This is a genomic window from Lysinibacillus sp. NPDC096212 (assembly GCF_044763105.1).
Taxonomy (GTDB): domain Bacteria; phylum Bacillota; class Bacilli; order Bacillales_A; family Planococcaceae; genus Lysinibacillus.
This window is the reverse complement of the sequence record NZ_JBIWFQ010000021.1, coordinates 95,826-111,006: the sequence shown is the minus strand read 5'-3', so window position 1 is coordinate 111,006 and position 15,181 is coordinate 95,826. Positions and strand designations below refer to the sequence as shown.

Annotated in this window: 12 protein-coding genes; 1 reads left to right on the top strand and 11 read right to left on the bottom strand. The window is 38.1% G+C overall.

What is annotated here, in order from left to right; translation table 11 throughout:
- Positions 1-950: 950 nt before the first annotated feature.
- From ACIQ7T_RS19125 to uvrB, 10 genes are all read right to left on the bottom strand, one after another.
- Complete coding sequence (locus ACIQ7T_RS19125; protein ID WP_370078285.1) at positions 951-2,399, bottom strand: S41 family peptidase; 1,449 nt, start codon at positions 2,397-2,399, stop codon at positions 951-953.
- Between the two features lie 313 nt (positions 2,400-2,712).
- Positions 2,713-3,306: a redoxin domain-containing protein gene (locus ACIQ7T_RS19120; protein ID WP_370078287.1), complete on the bottom strand. Its 594-nt coding sequence runs from the start codon at positions 3,304-3,306 to the stop codon at positions 2,713-2,715.
- A 42-nt stretch (positions 3,307-3,348) separates the two neighbouring features.
- Positions 3,349-3,972, bottom strand: coding sequence for a hypothetical protein (locus ACIQ7T_RS19115; RefSeq protein WP_370078289.1), 624 nt, complete (start codon positions 3,970-3,972; stop codon positions 3,349-3,351).
- 297 nt (positions 3,973-4,269) lie between these two features.
- Positions 4,270-4,452: a hypothetical protein gene (locus tag ACIQ7T_RS19110; protein WP_370078291.1), complete on the bottom strand. Its 183-nt coding sequence runs from the start codon at positions 4,450-4,452 to the stop codon at positions 4,270-4,272.
- A 179-nt stretch (positions 4,453-4,631) separates the two neighbouring features.
- On the bottom strand, positions 4,632-5,948 hold the full coding sequence (locus ACIQ7T_RS19105) for a murein hydrolase activator EnvC family protein (RefSeq protein WP_370078293.1): 1,317 nt from the start codon (positions 5,946-5,948) through the stop codon (positions 4,632-4,634).
- Positions 5,949-6,028: 80 nt separating this feature from the next.
- Positions 6,029-6,913 carry a permease-like cell division protein FtsX gene (ftsX, locus tag ACIQ7T_RS19100; protein ID WP_370078295.1) on the bottom strand — a complete coding sequence of 295 codons (885 nt, stop codon included), beginning with the start codon at positions 6,911-6,913 and terminating at the stop codon, positions 6,029-6,031.
- Complete coding sequence (gene ftsE, locus ACIQ7T_RS19095; protein WP_402872600.1) at positions 6,903-7,589, bottom strand: cell division ATP-binding protein FtsE; 687 nt, start codon at positions 7,587-7,589, stop codon at positions 6,903-6,905. Before ftsE ends, ftsX begins: the two co-directional genes overlap by 11 nt.
- A gap of 275 nt (positions 7,590-7,864) precedes the next feature.
- Positions 7,865-9,058, bottom strand: a complete 1,194-nt coding sequence (locus tag ACIQ7T_RS19090; protein WP_402872597.1) for a DUF4097 family beta strand repeat-containing protein — start codon at positions 9,056-9,058, stop codon at positions 7,865-7,867.
- Positions 9,059-9,388: 330 nt separating this feature from the next.
- On the bottom strand, positions 9,389-12,253 hold the full coding sequence (gene uvrA, locus ACIQ7T_RS19085; protein WP_402872594.1) for an excinuclease ABC subunit UvrA: 2,865 nt from the start codon (positions 12,251-12,253) through the stop codon (positions 9,389-9,391).
- Between the two features lie 7 nt (positions 12,254-12,260).
- The gene (gene uvrB, locus ACIQ7T_RS19080) at positions 12,261-14,240 is read right to left on the bottom strand and encodes an excinuclease ABC subunit UvrB (protein ID WP_402872591.1); all 1,980 of its coding nucleotides are present in this window, start codon (positions 14,238-14,240) and stop codon (positions 12,261-12,263) included.
- A gap of 235 nt (positions 14,241-14,475) precedes the next feature.
- Between uvrB and ACIQ7T_RS19075 the strand changes: the two genes are divergently transcribed.
- The gene (locus ACIQ7T_RS19075) at positions 14,476-14,793 is read left to right on the top strand and encodes a hypothetical protein (protein WP_402872588.1); all 318 of its coding nucleotides are present in this window, start codon (positions 14,476-14,478) and stop codon (positions 14,791-14,793) included.
- 56 nt (positions 14,794-14,849) lie between these two features.
- On the opposite strand, the gene ACIQ7T_RS19070 is transcribed toward ACIQ7T_RS19075, so the two are convergent.
- Positions 14,850-15,092 carry an IDEAL domain-containing protein gene (locus ACIQ7T_RS19070; protein WP_402872609.1) on the bottom strand — a complete coding sequence of 81 codons (243 nt, stop codon included), beginning with the start codon at positions 15,090-15,092 and terminating at the stop codon, positions 14,850-14,852.
- Positions 15,093-15,181 lie beyond the last annotated feature (89 nt).

Genomic DNA, 15,181 nt, shown 5'->3' with positions numbered 1-15,181 from the left:
TCGTCCTGAGCCAGGATCAAACTCTCCATAAAAAGAAATTTGATTAGCTCAAATTGTTTTGCTGGCATCATGTTTGATGTCCAAAATTTTGTTTCATTCACCAACTCAAGGTTAGCTACTAAAAACTATATTGATTACGTTTTGCTTGTTCAGTTTTCAAGGTTCATTTTGTTGCCGTTTCTCAACAGCAACTCTTATATAATATCATGTCGTTTGCTAGATGTCAATAACTAATTGTCTTTAAGTTATTCGTTTTTCAGTAGACGTCTTAACGACTTACATAATAATACACTCTTAATTCAAAAAGGTCAACACTTTTTCTAAAAAAATCGATAGTTTTTCATTTCATTGAGAAACTACCTATTTAATATGATTAAGAAAACAATTTAATATTAGACTCACAATCTAAGTGAATTTAATGTTTTATTGTTATCTAAAATTCAGTTTAGTTCAATAAGGGGAATATAATAAAAAGATTTCTACTTATTAAAGTGATTAAATGGGAAGTACATTGTTTATTAGAAACCAATTGAATTGTGGAAAAAGAAAAGATGTATCTTAAAGAAGCATATGAATTTTGCGATAAAGAATAAGGATTAAGCTCTAATGACATTTGGATTCAAATTCCGACTCAATCGAATGCTGCAAACACGATATTACCACCCCTATAAGAGTCATAAGAAAATCATTTTTACATTTCCTTATTAAGCTAATGAGGGCTTTAGTGAACAAGGGTTTTAAAATTAAATAAGAGCATGCTTTGATCCATTTTTTCAAAACATGCTCTTTAGATATGTTCCTATATCAAGGCTAATATCAATTATATAGCTACAACGGGCTACTCACTTTCTGTGAAAAGCTTCACTCTGCGACAGAAGCACAATAGCCCTCCGCTACAGTCAGCTATATACGGGAATACAAAATCAAAATATCAACAAAAAAATCCTTTTTTATTCTCCTTCAATATTGTGCAATAAAAAGCTTGTCGCCATTTGGAACTGTAAATCATTTTGACGGTCCTCTTTATATTTTTTCAACGTTTCGTTTAAGCTATTAAAGAAGGTAGTGTCTATATTATAATTATCTTCTGCTTTTTTCAATTTCTTATCCTCCCGATAAAGCTTAACAGCCTCCTCCGTCGATTCATCCAAGTAACCGTCTAAACGAGCAATTTTAAAACCTAGCTTTTTCAAAGCATTTTGCGTATAAGCAATTTCTTCACTCATATCGCCCTCTTTAAATTTCCCTGATAGCGGGTGCATTTGGAAAGCAAATAATTCATTTGGTTCAACCACTAAATTAGCCTCAATACCTTGCCCATGAATCCATTCGCGCTTTGGTGTCAGCCATTTATTTGTGGACAATTTAAGCTCTCCACCATTTTTCAGCGACCAAGACTCCTGTACTGTTCCCTTTCCGAAACTCTTGACACCAACAAGGGAGGCACGTCCCCAGCTTTTTAATGCGCCACTAAGTACTTCACTAGCAGATGCACTGCCCGCATTCTGTAAAACAACTATCGGCATCTTGTACATGGTCTGTAAATACTTTTCATCAAAGCTTTTTGATTCCGTTTTTAATGGTTCCATAGCACCTTCAGCATTTTGCATATAAGCAAACACTTTGCCTTTCTCCAATACTGTGCTCAGTAGCGCTGCGACGCTATGTAAATAACCACCCGGATTATCCCGCACATCAATTACTAACCCTTTTATATCTTGTCGAAGCAATTTACTCGTTTCGGCAACCCACTCATTTGCCGTTTTCTCACCAAAAAGTGAGATTTCCACATAACCTATCGGAGCATTTTCTACGTTCACTACTTCGCTCGTTACTGTTTTATTAGAAATTGCAGCTCGTTCCATCGTCATTTTAATATGTTTATCTTCACTTGGACGATAGACGACAATAGTTACTTTCGTCCCCTTCTCCCCTTGAATTAAATGCATTAATTCACTCATCGTTTTTCCATCTACCCGAACGCCATCAACTTGTACAATTTCATCGAGAGAGCGCATTCCTGCCTTATCTGCCGGGGATGAACGAACTGGAGATACAACAATAAATTTTCCGTTATTTTCAGATAGCTCAATCCCAATGCCTACTCTTTCTTCGGCTAACATTTGTCGGTGCTGTTCCGCCTCTTCCTTCGAATAATATGTGCTGTAAGGGTCCTTTATAGCATCTGCCATACCACGAAGTGCTCCCTCCACCAATGCATCTTTTTTCGTACTGTATACAGATTTTTCCTCAATTAAATTCAACGCTTCATTAATCGAATCAACCTCTGCAACGACCGGCTCCTTTTTATCCCCTAAATTAAACCAGTCAAAATAAACTCCACTACCTAGCAATAGACTACTAGCAAGTACGCCGACACCAGCCATTATTTTGCGCAAACCTTCCCTCCTCCGTCTCTTCTACTGTATGAAGTTTATTTTTCAAACATACAAGATTAAACTTCAAAATAATTTGTTGAATACTATGATTTTTGTTTCAAGAGTATTCTATTGCGTATCGGGAGTATTTGATTTCTAGCGCAGGTATTCTCTCATCAATCGCAGGTATTTATCTTCCTACCGCGGGTATTCTCTCATCAGTCGCGGGTATTTATCCCTACCGCGGGTTTCCATCACGAATCGTGGACGCTTTATAAACAAATAAAAAATCTGCTTCGTTTCTTCAAGAAAACGAGCAGATTCTTTGATTTGATTAATCTAATGCATCTACATATTTTTTTAACATTTCTGCATTCATTGGCCCTTTAATAGCACGTTGAATATATCCATTTGAATCAATAAAATAGGTTGTAGGAATCGTTATTATTTGATAGGCAATGCCGATTGAGTTTTTCGGGTCTTGATCAAGTAAAATAGGGAATGTTAAATCAAAGCTATCTCTAAATGTCATCACAGAGTCTACTTTTGCGTCAGCTGTAACATCCCGTTCTTGAGTTGTTAAATTGACAGCTATTATTTCTACATTATCTTTTTTAGCATATTGTTCATAATAATTTTGCATATGTGGCATTTCTGCCTTACACGGTGGACACCATGTTGCCCAAAAGTTTAACACAACTTTTTTTCCACGAAGCTCACTCAAAGTCACGTTTTTACCATCTAAACTTGTTAAAGTAAAATCCGGTGGCGTATCTCCATTGCTTAAACCAATTTTTCGTTCATCCATTTCTTTTCCAAGAGAAGTTGTTTCAATTTCACGATCCTTATCAATCTGCTGTTTAACATATGTACCAATCATCACAGCTACTAATAACACGACGATAAGTAGCCCAATATTTTTTTTCATTCCTTACCTCCCAATAATTCAGTACTTCATTTTTGAACCATATCATTTAGATGTGCCAGCAAAACGCTGAATCACTATACCTAATATTAGTAATATGACGCTCACACCTACAGCCGGTTGCCATAAACCATACGGCTGAAAGAGAGCAACAATCATAAAACCAATCGTATATAAAAATAAAGCACGATTGATAGCTGTTATTTTCCATAATATGAGGACTGTTAGTATACTTAGTACAAGTAAAGTTATCACTTCGCTAGTGAGTTGATTATCATTTAGTAACACTACAAGCCATTGATATATCGATTGCGTTAAAATGATTGCCCAACTACAGGCAGCCACTCCAGTTGCGTCAAACTGAAATTGTTGCCGCTTCCACCAAAGCTGTAATGATGCTGCCATTACTCCTAAAAAGACACCAATTGTCCCACCATTAAAATAAAGGAGCGCAAATGGTTGAGCGATAACAGCTTTAAGATCAGTGACAATTATGCTAAATTTCCAAACGATAATAAAGGTAAAGATCGCGTCACCATATACCCCCGCCCATTTCTTCGGAAATTGCACCCGTAAAACTAGCCATACAATGAAAAAGGCCGCAAGAAGAGCGACATTTGTTGCTGGTAATGTTAGTGCCCGAATAGAAAACCATTCTGTATTATTCATCTAATAAATCCTCCAGATAGCTACAGCATAGCATACTATCTTTATATGAACTGTCATTTCACACTGTGTTCAAAAAATCTCCCTGAAACATGCAAAGAATAGACTCTTTATGAAAAATTCTATTGAAGTACCCATTTAGGTATTCATACTACAAATATATTACATAAAATGATGACACACTAGGAAAGAGGCTTCCAAATAATGCATCTGCTAAAAAAGCTCAGGTTCTACAGATGAATATATTTTTAACGTCAAAAATTGAGATGAGCATATTATATCGCTTTCCAAAAACGTTATTTACGTTTTATCCATCACTTCGCCTATTCTATCCGCAGTTTCGATAGTTCTATCCATCTTTTTGATGGTTCTATCCACAGTTATGATGGTTCTATCCATCATTCCGCAGGTTCTATCCACAGTTTTGATGGTTTTATCCATCACTTTGCCGTTTCTATCCTTCTTTATTATTTCTAAGCACACACGCGAAGATCCCCCAACGTTTCGTGCTAACTACCTGCCAATTCTTCTCAGTTTATGACACTATGCAATCTTAACTAGTCTTTTCAAACATTCGCTTTCATCTTGATTTAATAGAAACTTAATGGAAATTAAAAAAAGCTATACATTAGAAGAATCCTAATGTATAGCTTTTTAAGTTTTTAAATTGGAATATATTTTAGTGGATTGTCACTTCCGACTGCTTGTCCTCGCCAAGGGCCGATGTGCACTTCAAAGTGCAAGTGCGGTCCTGTTACACGTCCTGTATTACCCATGGCAGCAATTTGTTGACCTTGGGATACTTCTGTGCCAACACTAACGTTAAAGGAATTTAAGTGTGCATACACTGTCGTGTAAATTTGACCGTTGATAGAATGTGTAACGATGACACAATTACCATATGTGCTAAGTGGCGCAGCATAGGAAACAACACCGTCAGCAGCAGCCCATACTGGAGTACCTATACTATTTGCAAGATCGATTCCATAATGGAACTCTGAACCGCCAAATTCACGCCAGCCATAAGTTGATGTTAAACGACCATTTGTTGGTTTAACCCAAGTACCATTCGATTGTGGGGCATTGACTGTTGATGATCCAGATCCACCACCACTATTGCTCGAATTAGATGCATTGGCCTTGGCTGCGGCTGCGGCTGCTGCCTTACGTTTCGCTTCTTGTTGACGAGCAACTTCAGCTAATCGATTTTGCTCATCAATGATTTTTTGTTGTAATTCCGCGCTAATCTCAAGAGCCTCAGAATATTCTTTTTCAAGCAATACCTTTTCTGACTTCAGCTTTTCTTGTTCTTTTTCTAATTGATCAATTACTTTATTTTTCTCAGCTTTCTGTCCATCCAATGATGCTTTCAAACGATCAAGCTCAGCTTTTTTATCTTCGAGTTTTTGGCGTTTTCCTTCTAAGACTTGCTTTTGTTCCTCTAATTTTTGCTTATCCTCTTTTTGATCCTGGATAATTTGTCGATCCGCTTCAAGTAATGCATTGACCGCAGAGAATCGGTCGATAAAATCTACGAAGCTATTAGAACTAAGTAGTACGTCTAAATAGCTAACGGAACCACCCGCCTGAATGGCACGAGCACGATCCTCTAACAATAAATCACGCTCTTCAATTTTGTGCAGAAGCTCCGCAATAGAATCTTCTAAAGTTTTTATCTCTTCATTTGTAGATTGAATATCTGCCCATACATTTTTGATAGTACCGTTAGTTTTGTCGATTTCAGCATTTAATGTTTTAATTTGATCTAATAATTTTTCTTGCTTGTTATCATTTTCAGAAATAGCATTTGTTTTATTATTGATGGATGAATTTAAGCCATCTTTTTTTGATTCAATTTGTTTTTTTTCATCTTTTAAATCCGATAAACTAGTTGCATACGCTGATGGAGTTTGGATAAAAAGAAATAGTGCAGATGCTGCAGCAAGTGTTTTCAATGAGTTTTTCGCCATACTTTTCACCGGTTGAACTCCTTTTCGACTATTAATTTTGGTTGATTGTCATTCCTGCTAACACAACTTAGTGCGAAGCCTAACGAAAGCTAGATTTTTAAAAACTTACGTACTGACATGAAACTTCCCCAAATACCAATTAGTACACCGATGAGTAATAGTAGACCGCTTACTTGGTACACAAGAGGTGAGAAATCCAGTACTTGAACAAGTTCGCCTTTTAATCGAGGCGCAATAATTTTATATACATTGTGGTAAAGGGTTGCGATGACCGCAATCGGAATAATAGAACCTAAAATTCCGAGCCACATTCCTTCTAATAAAAATGGGATACGCACGAAAGAATTCGTTGCTCCGACAAGTTTCATAATTTCTATTTCATCACGACGTGCAATAATAGTAATTCGAATCGTATTAGAAATTAAGAAAATTGCTGTAAATAATAATCCACAAATAAGCACTATCCCTACGTTGCGGCTAATATTTAAGAAATTAAATAGTTTTTCTACTTTGCCTTCACCATACATAACGTCATATGTATACTCAAATTTATCAATTTTTTTAGCAACAGTAGCTGTTTTTTGAGGATCTGAAGCCTTCACATAAATAACATTACGTAATGGATTACTTTGCTCGAATAGTTTAAAATCGTCCCCAAAATCTTTTACTAATTTCGTTAATTCATTTTCCTTTGTCGAATAGTTCATCTCTGCGACATCTGGTAATTTCTTTATTTTTTCCATGAGCGCTTTTTCAGCAGCTTTATCTGCTGTTTCATCGATTAACACTTTAATTTCAACATCGTTCTCTAAATCAGATGCTACTTTATTTAAATTCATCATAATAAGCGCGAATACGCCTACTAATATTAATGTAACTGTTACTGCACTCACTGAGGCAATAGTCATCCAGCTATTACGGCCAAGAGACTTAAAACTTTCTCGGAAGTGACGTTTTACCGTATTAAATTTCATAGCCGTAGTCACCTCCGTGCTCATCACGGACAATCATTCCGCCTTCAATTGCAATTACTCGACGACGAATCGTATTTACGATTTCACGGTTATGGGTTGCCATTACTATAGTTGTACCTCTTGCATTAATTTCTTCGAATAAATTCATAATGTCCCAAGATGTCTCAGGGTCTAGATTCCCAGTAGGTTCATCCGCAATAACGACCTTCGGCACATTCACAATAGAACGTGCAATCGAAACACGCTGCTGTTCTCCACCTGAAAGCTCATTAGGGAACATTCTTGCCTTTTGCTTCAGCCCCACGAGCTCTAAAACTTCCATTACCCGACGGCGAATTTCTATTGGGTCTTCCTCGATTACTTCTAGTGCAAACGCTACATTTTCATAAACATTCAAACGAGGTAGCAGTTTGAAGTCTTGGAAAACGACACCGATTTGACGGCGTAAAAAAGGTACCTTTTTATTTTTTAATTCTGCTAAATTTATGCCATTAACAGTGATATCTCCAGAAGTAGCTTTTTCCTCACGGTACATTAATTTAATAAATGTAGATTTACCTGCACCACTTGGACCTACAACATAGACAAATTCACCTTGCTTTATGTTAACGGAAATCCCATTTGTCGCAACAACGCCATTTGAGTACTTCTTTGTCACATTCTTCATTTCTATCATATTTAAACCACCTAAATCTCTTACCATGTAAGAGGTATTTCGTTCTCTATTATAGCACTCTATTTCTCCCTTTATTATTACAGTTTCATTTCATTACGTGGTAGTTCTTGTTATTTCGTTATTTGATTGCCATAAAAATATCATAAACTTGACATACAAGAAAACAAAAATCGAGCCCAATTGAGGAAAGTCGATTTCTGCTTTCTAGAGTCTTCAAGCATAAAAAAAAGCATTCAAGCTATGTTGTTTTGCATAGCCTGAATGCTTTATATTTGTTAAATTTGCTGCTCGTCAGTTGTTGTATAGCGTACTAATACTGCACCTGTTTTAGACTCACCTTCGATAAATAAACGATTAGCATTTTCTATTTCTTTATCAAAACGTACTACTTTTGATAAAAATTGATCCTGTGATTCAATTTTTGAAGCGTCTTGAATACCGACATCTACTTTACCAAAATTCGTAACAATTTTACCGCTTAACGATATTGTACGTGGCACATACAATTCAACAGCTCCCGCGACTGTTTGTGCTTTGATTTTCGATGAATTAGTAGAGCAAGTTGTGACAACAACATGTCCATTAACCGATTTTGCTTCAACTTCATCCAATGCGCCATCTAAATAGACACGGCCATTCAATGTTTCAGCCTCTAAATCTTTACCACGAACATTTGTTAATTCAATGGAACCATTAGACGAATCTACTTCTGCCTTTCCAAAGTTAAACTTAGAGCCTTTAATCGCACCGTTTAATGTTTTTACTTTTAATCGCTCGATATCCGTATCTTGTAAAGTAACACTACCGTTCATTAAACGTACTGATAATTTTTCTAATTTATCCTTTGGAACAAGTACTTTAACATTTACTTGAACAAGCTTAAGTTGACTTAAAATTCGTAGTGAATCTCCATCTTCCTTGACAACGAATTGCTCTAGGAAGTTAGCGCGCGTTTCTTCTTCACTATCATTAACAAGAGGTGCCTTTACCTTGCAAATAACTTGGAAGCTATCTCCTTCAGCAGTTTCCAATGAAAAATTGCCATTCGGTAATTCAGCAATTATTTTGTCTACACGTTCTGCTGAAACCTCTTCCGTATGTGTAAACTCGAATTTATCACCAAATGGAGAAGTGACATCAAATTCTTTGACCTTTTTTACTGCCGTATTCATCATATCCATAAAGAGTGAACCAATTTGTGTTAAATCTTTACGGAAATCTCGCATTTCTTCTTGGAAATTTTTAGAGAAATCTTCATCTTTTTGCGATTGTTGATCGTTTTGACTGTCATCTTTAAATACTGGCTCTTTTTCTGTTGAGGAATACTGGTCCTCATTCACCACATCATTCATAACATTTTGAGTGGACTTGCTAGGTTGCTCTAATGCTTCTAATAATGTAATCGCCTCTTGCGCTGAAATTGTTCCTTTTTCCACAAGTTCTAAAATTCGTTGACGTTCATTTTGCATAATAAAAATAGCCTCCCTCAGTTCGTTATATTATTTATACGATTCATTTTGTGAAAAGTTTCACCATAAATGAAAATAATGGGTATATATCTTTTTTAGGCTTATTACCAATAGTGTGGGGTTGATTTCCGTTCCGGTCACCCAACCTCCACTACTATCAACTTATCCACATGACATCCGTTTTAACATAATGTCACCCAACTTTTGAAGTTTATCGACTAACTTTCACGTTTTATCACCCAACTTCCGATTTTTATCGACATCCGCCTGCCGGACGCACGTAAAAAAAGTTCGCAAATCCCTATTAAGGAGTTTGCGAACTTTTTATAGTTATTGAGAAGCCTTTGTTAAAACAGCTTCCATACGCATACGATCTCTTGTTAATATCGGTTTTAAATATTTCCCGGTATAAGAGCCACTTACTTCAGCGACTTCTTCCGGTGTACCTGTCGCCACAATAGTACCACCTTTGTCTCCGCCTTCAGGCCCTAAATCGATAATGTAGTCTGCTGTTTTGATGACATCTAAATTATGTTCGATGACTAGCACAGAATCGCCATTTTCTACAAGACGCTGTAAAACAACGAGTAAACGTGCAATATCATGCGCATGTAAGCCAGTTGTCGGCTCATCTAAAATATAGAATGATTTACCTGTTGAACGACGGTGTAATTCAGAGGCTAATTTTACACGCTGTGCCTCACCACCGGATAGAGTTGTAGCAGGTTGTCCTAATTTCATATAGCCTAATCCTACATCCACGATCGTTTGTAGCTTACGTTGGATTTTCGGAATATTTTCGAAGAATACTACTGCATTTTCAATAGTCATATCTAAAATATCTGCAATGCTCTTATCTTTATATTTCACTTCAAGCGTTTCACGGTTATAACGCTTTCCATGGCAGACTTCACACGGCACGTAAACATCTGGTAGGAAATGCATTTCAATTTTTATTATACCGTCACCACGACAAGCCTCACAGCGGCCTCCCTTAACGTTGAAGCTAAAGCGACCTTTTTTATAGCCACGTACCTTTGCTTCATTTGTTGTTGCAAAAACATCTCGAATATCATCGAAAACGCCTGTATACGTAGCAGGGTTAGAGCGAGGTGTACGACCGATTGGTGATTGGTCAATATCAATAACCTTTTCGAGCTCTTCCATCCCCGTTACTTCTTTATGTTCTCCTGGCTTCACTTTCGAACGATTAAGCTTTTGAGCCAATGATTTATATAAAATTTCATTAATAAGCGTCGATTTACCTGAACCAGAAACCCCTGTTACGGCAACGAATAAGCCAAGTGGTATATCAACTTTCACGTTTCGAAGGTTATTTTCCTTGGCACCTTTAATCGATAATTTGCGTCCATTCGGTTTGCGTCGCTCAATTGGCAATGGAATAAACTTTTTGCCACTTAAATATTGCCCCGTTAATGACTTTTCATTTTCCATTACTTCCTGCGGTGTTCCTGCCGCTACAATTTGACCGCCATGCACACCTGCACCAGGACCAACATCAATGAGGTAATCAGCCGCCAGCATTGTATCTTCATCGTGTTCGACAACAATTAGCGTATTGCCTATATCACGCATATTTTGCAGTGTACTAATAAGACGGTCATTATCACGTTGATGCAAGCCGATTGATGGCTCGTCTAAAATATAGAGAACGCCCGTTAAACGCGAGCCGATTTGTGTCGCAAGGCGAATTCGTTGAGCTTCTCCCCCTGAAAGCGTCCCTGCTGCTCGACTTAACGTTAAATAATCTAACCCTACATTGACAAGGAAGCCCAGTCGTTCTTCAATTTCACGTAAAACAAGTCGAGCAATTTTCATATCCTTTTCTGATAAATCCAGTTCTTTGAAAAATGTATCAGCTTCCTGAATTGAATACTGTGTAACTTCACCAATATGTTTATCTGCTAGTTTTACAGCTAATGTTTCAGGCTTTAAACGATAGCCTTTACAAGATGGACATGCTTGCTGCGCCATATATTTTTCCATTTGTTCACGCACATAATCAGACGTTGTCTCCTTAAAACGTCGTTCAACATTACGGACAACACCTTCGAATTCAATCATTTGATCTCGCACATTGCCAAACTCATTTTCATAATGGAAATGGATTTTATCTTTACCAGAACCATATAATACTTTATCCATCTTTTCTTTCGGAAGATCCTTTACTGGAACGTCCATTGGGATATCATAATGATCGCACACAGCCTTTAATAATTGTGGGTAATATTGAGAACTTGTTGGTTCCCACGGTGCTATAGCATGCTCTAATAGACTACGATCCCAATCAGGCACCACTAAATCAAGATCTACCTCTTGTGTCGAGCCTAAACCATCACAGCTCGGACAAGCTCCAAACGGACTATTAAATGAAAACATGCGAGGCTCTAGCTCACCTATTGAAAATCCACATAATGGACAAGCATGATGCTCACTAAATAATAATTCCTCATGCTCCATCACATCAACAAGTACGCGCCCGTCTGCCAAACGTAATGCTGTCTCTAAGGAATCACTAAGACGTGCTGCGACACCTTCCTTCATCACAACACGATCGATGACTACTTCGATTGAATGCTTTTTGTTTTTATCAAGTTCAATCGCATCATCTAAATCTCGTAGATCACCGTCAATACGTACCCGAACAAAGCCTTGCTTTTTTAAATCTTCCAGTAGCTTTACGTGCGTTCCTTTACGCCCTGATACCATCGGAGCAAGCAACTGCATTTTCGTTCTTTCTGGAAAAGTTAATAAACGATCGACCATTTGCTCAATCGTTTGGGACGTAATTTCAATACCATGATTCGGACAAATAGGCTTCCCGATGCGCGCAAATAGCAAACGTAAATAATCATAGATTTCCGTTACTGTCCCAACTGTAGAACGTGGGTTACGGCTCGTCGTTTTTTGATCGATTGAAATAGCAGGAGATAATCCCTCTATTGCATCAACATCTGGTTTATCCATTTGACCAAGGAATTGACGGGCATAGGCTGAAAGGGATTCTACATAACGACGTTGCCCCTCGGCATAAATCGTATCGAAAGCTAATGATGATTTCCCTGAGCCTGATAAACCTGTTAGCACGACTAGTTGATCACGTGGAATTGTGACATTAATATTTTTTAAATTATGTGCTCGTGCGCCCTGCACGACTATTTCAGTATTTTTCACAAGCCATTCACCCTTCTAACTTCAATTCAAATATTGTATCGCGCAGCTCAGCAGCACGTTCGAAATCGAGTGCTTTTGCCGCTTCCTTCATTTCTACTTCTAAAGTAGCAAGTAACTGATCTCTTTCCGCCTTCGTCAGCTTCTTACCTTTTGTTGCCTTCGTTACATAGGATTCTTCTTCCTCTGCCACCTGTGTCGCACGAATAACATCAGGAATTTTCTTAACGATCGTTTTCGGTGTTATGCCATGCTCTTCGTTATACGCCATTTGCAGTGTTCGACGACGCTTCGTTTCCTCAATCGCCTTTTTCATCGAATCCGTCATATTATCTGCGTACATAATGACATGACCATTGGCATTACGCGCGGCACGTCCAATCGTTTGAATTAATGAACGCTCTGAACGTAAAAATCCTTCCTTGTCAGCATCTAAAATCGCCACAAGGGAAACCTCAGGAATATCTAGCCCTTCTCGCAATAAGTTAATGCCGATTAAAACATCGTAAGTACCTTTTCGCAGCTCGCGAATAATTTCAATTCGCTCTAGCGTCTTAATCTCTGAATGCAAGTACTCCACCTTTAAGCCCATTTCTTTCAAATAAGCAGATAAATCCTCTGACATTTTTTTCGTCAATGTTGTAACAAGCACTCGTTCATCACGAGCAATACGACCTTGAATCTCATCGATTAAATCATCAATTTGCCCTTCAATAGGACGTACCTCAATTTGTGGATCAAGCAGCCCAGTTGGACGAATAATTTGCTGCACCATTTCCGGAGTATGCTCAAGCTCATACGGGCCAGGTGTTGCCGATACATAAATAGCTTGATGTATATGTTTCTCATATTCTTCAAAACGTAAAGGGCGGTTATCTAGTGCTGATGGCAGACGGAAGCCATGCTCAACTAGCACACCTTTACGTGCTTGGTCACCGTTATACATCCCTCGTACTTGTGGCAAAGTAACGTGACTTTCATCGACAACAAGTAAAAAATCATCAGGGAAATAGTCAAGTAGCGTATATGGTGTTGCCCCCGCTTCACGCAACGTTAAATGACGCGAGTAGTTTTCGATACCTGAGCAAAAGCCCATTTCACCCATCATTTCTAAATCATAACGAGTACGTTGCTCTAAACGCTGTGCCTCCAATAATCTATCCTCTGCACGTAAAAGAGCTAGACGCTCCTCCAACTCTTTTTCAATATTTTCAATGGCTTTTCGCATTTTTTCTTCTCGCGTAACGAAGTGGGATGCTGGGAAAATAGCTACATGATCACGATCCGCTAATATTTCACCAGTTAACGCATCCACCTCGCGAATTCGATCGATCTCGTCCCCAAAAAATTCCACGCGGATACATTGTTCGTCTCGGGATGCAGGGAATATTTCCACTACATCGCCACGTACCCGAAACGTACCACGTGTAAAACTCACATCATTACGCTCATACTGTACATCGACCAATTTCCGAAGCAGCTGATTACGTTCAATTTCCATTCCAGTCCGCACCGATACGACCATTTCACGATATTCTTCTGGAGAACCTAGACCATAAATACAGGACACGGATGCAATAATAATGACATCATCACGCTCGAATAATGAAGATGTTGCAGAGTGACGCAACTTATCAATTTCATCATTAATGCTTGAATCCTTCTCGATATAAGTATCCGTCTGCGGTACATAGGCCTCTGGCTGAAAGTAATCATAGTAGCTGACAAAGTATTCAACTGCATTATTAGGGAAGAACTCTTTAAATTCACTATATAATTGACCCGCTAATGTTTTATTGTGTGCCATAATAAGCGTCGGTTTTTTTACCTGTTTAATGACATTAGAAATCGTAAACGTTTTTCCTGTTCCTGTTGCACCGAGCAACGTTTGATGACGTTTACCTGCACGGACACCCTCCACTAATTCCGCAATTGCCTGTGGCTGATCTCCATTAGGCGTATATGGCGCTTGTAAATCAAATGTTTGCACACATGTCCCCGTCCTTTCCTACCAATTTGATACATATATTTTAGCATAGCATTATTAAAATTTCGAACATTTAACGAACGAATGTTTGTAAAAATTTTTCCGTATGCTATATTTAAGGTGATCGCGATAGAACGTATGTACTAATTACAACCTATCTATAAATAGATTACCCTTTCCAAATGTTAGCTAATCGAGATGGGTAAATGTAAATGCCCTAACTTAGAGGGGATCTCGGTTGCCAGTAAATCTGATCAGATGGAATGAATATCCGCTCGGGTTGCAGGTAGATCTGATCAGATGGAACGGATATCTGCTCGGGTTGACAGTAAATCTGATCAGCTGGAATGAATATCTGCTCGGGTTGACGGTAGATCTGATCAGATGGAACGAATATCTGCTCGGGTTGACAGTAAATCTGATCAGCTGGAATGAATATCTGCTCGGGTTGACGGTAGATCTGATCAGATGGAACGTTTATCTGCTCGGGTTGACGGTAGATCTGATCAGATGGAACGTTTATCTGCTCGGGTTGCCAGTAAATCTGATCAGCTAGAACGAAAATAGCAAAAAAAGCCCGCTCTCCAATAAGCGGAGAGCGGGCTCGTCATATTATTCACTTGCATCTTGGTGTAAAATTACTAGTTCGGCTGCGTATAGATGAAATGCCTTTTCATCTTTTTCATCGAGTGCTCTATCTATCAGAACCATGAGCTGCTCTTCACGATGCATACGCTGGATATGATTTAAAAATAAATCTAAATAAATCTCGTTTAATAATTTCTCTGCCTCATCAACTTTCTTATACTGACCAACGGCTTTCAGAAAATCTGTATACGAATAATATTTATCCAACGATCTCACCTCGATCCTTTTCTAAATTATAAAAAAATTGAAATTAAAATGCAATGCTTAAGAACTGAAAATCACTTCGATTTACTATT

Bases quoted from the DNA above. Each gene is read 5' to 3' on its own strand.
- ACIQ7T_RS19120 (WP_370078287.1), bottom strand. From the start codon at position 3,306: ATGAAAAAAAATATTGGGCTACTTATCGTCGTGTTATTAGTAGCTGTG.
- ACIQ7T_RS19115 (WP_370078289.1), bottom strand. From the start codon at position 3,972: ATGAATAATACAGAATGGTTTTCTATTCGGGCACTAACATTACCAGCA.
- ftsX (WP_370078295.1), bottom strand. From the start codon at position 6,913: ATGAAATTTAATACGGTAAAACGTCACTTCCGAGAAAGTTTTAAGTCT.
- ftsE (WP_402872600.1), bottom strand. From the start codon at position 7,589: ATGATAGAAATGAAGAATGTGACAAAGAAGTACTCAAATGGCGTTGTT.
- ACIQ7T_RS19090 (WP_402872597.1), bottom strand. From the start codon at position 9,058: ATGCAAAATGAACGTCAACGAATTTTAGAACTTGTGGAAAAAGGAACA.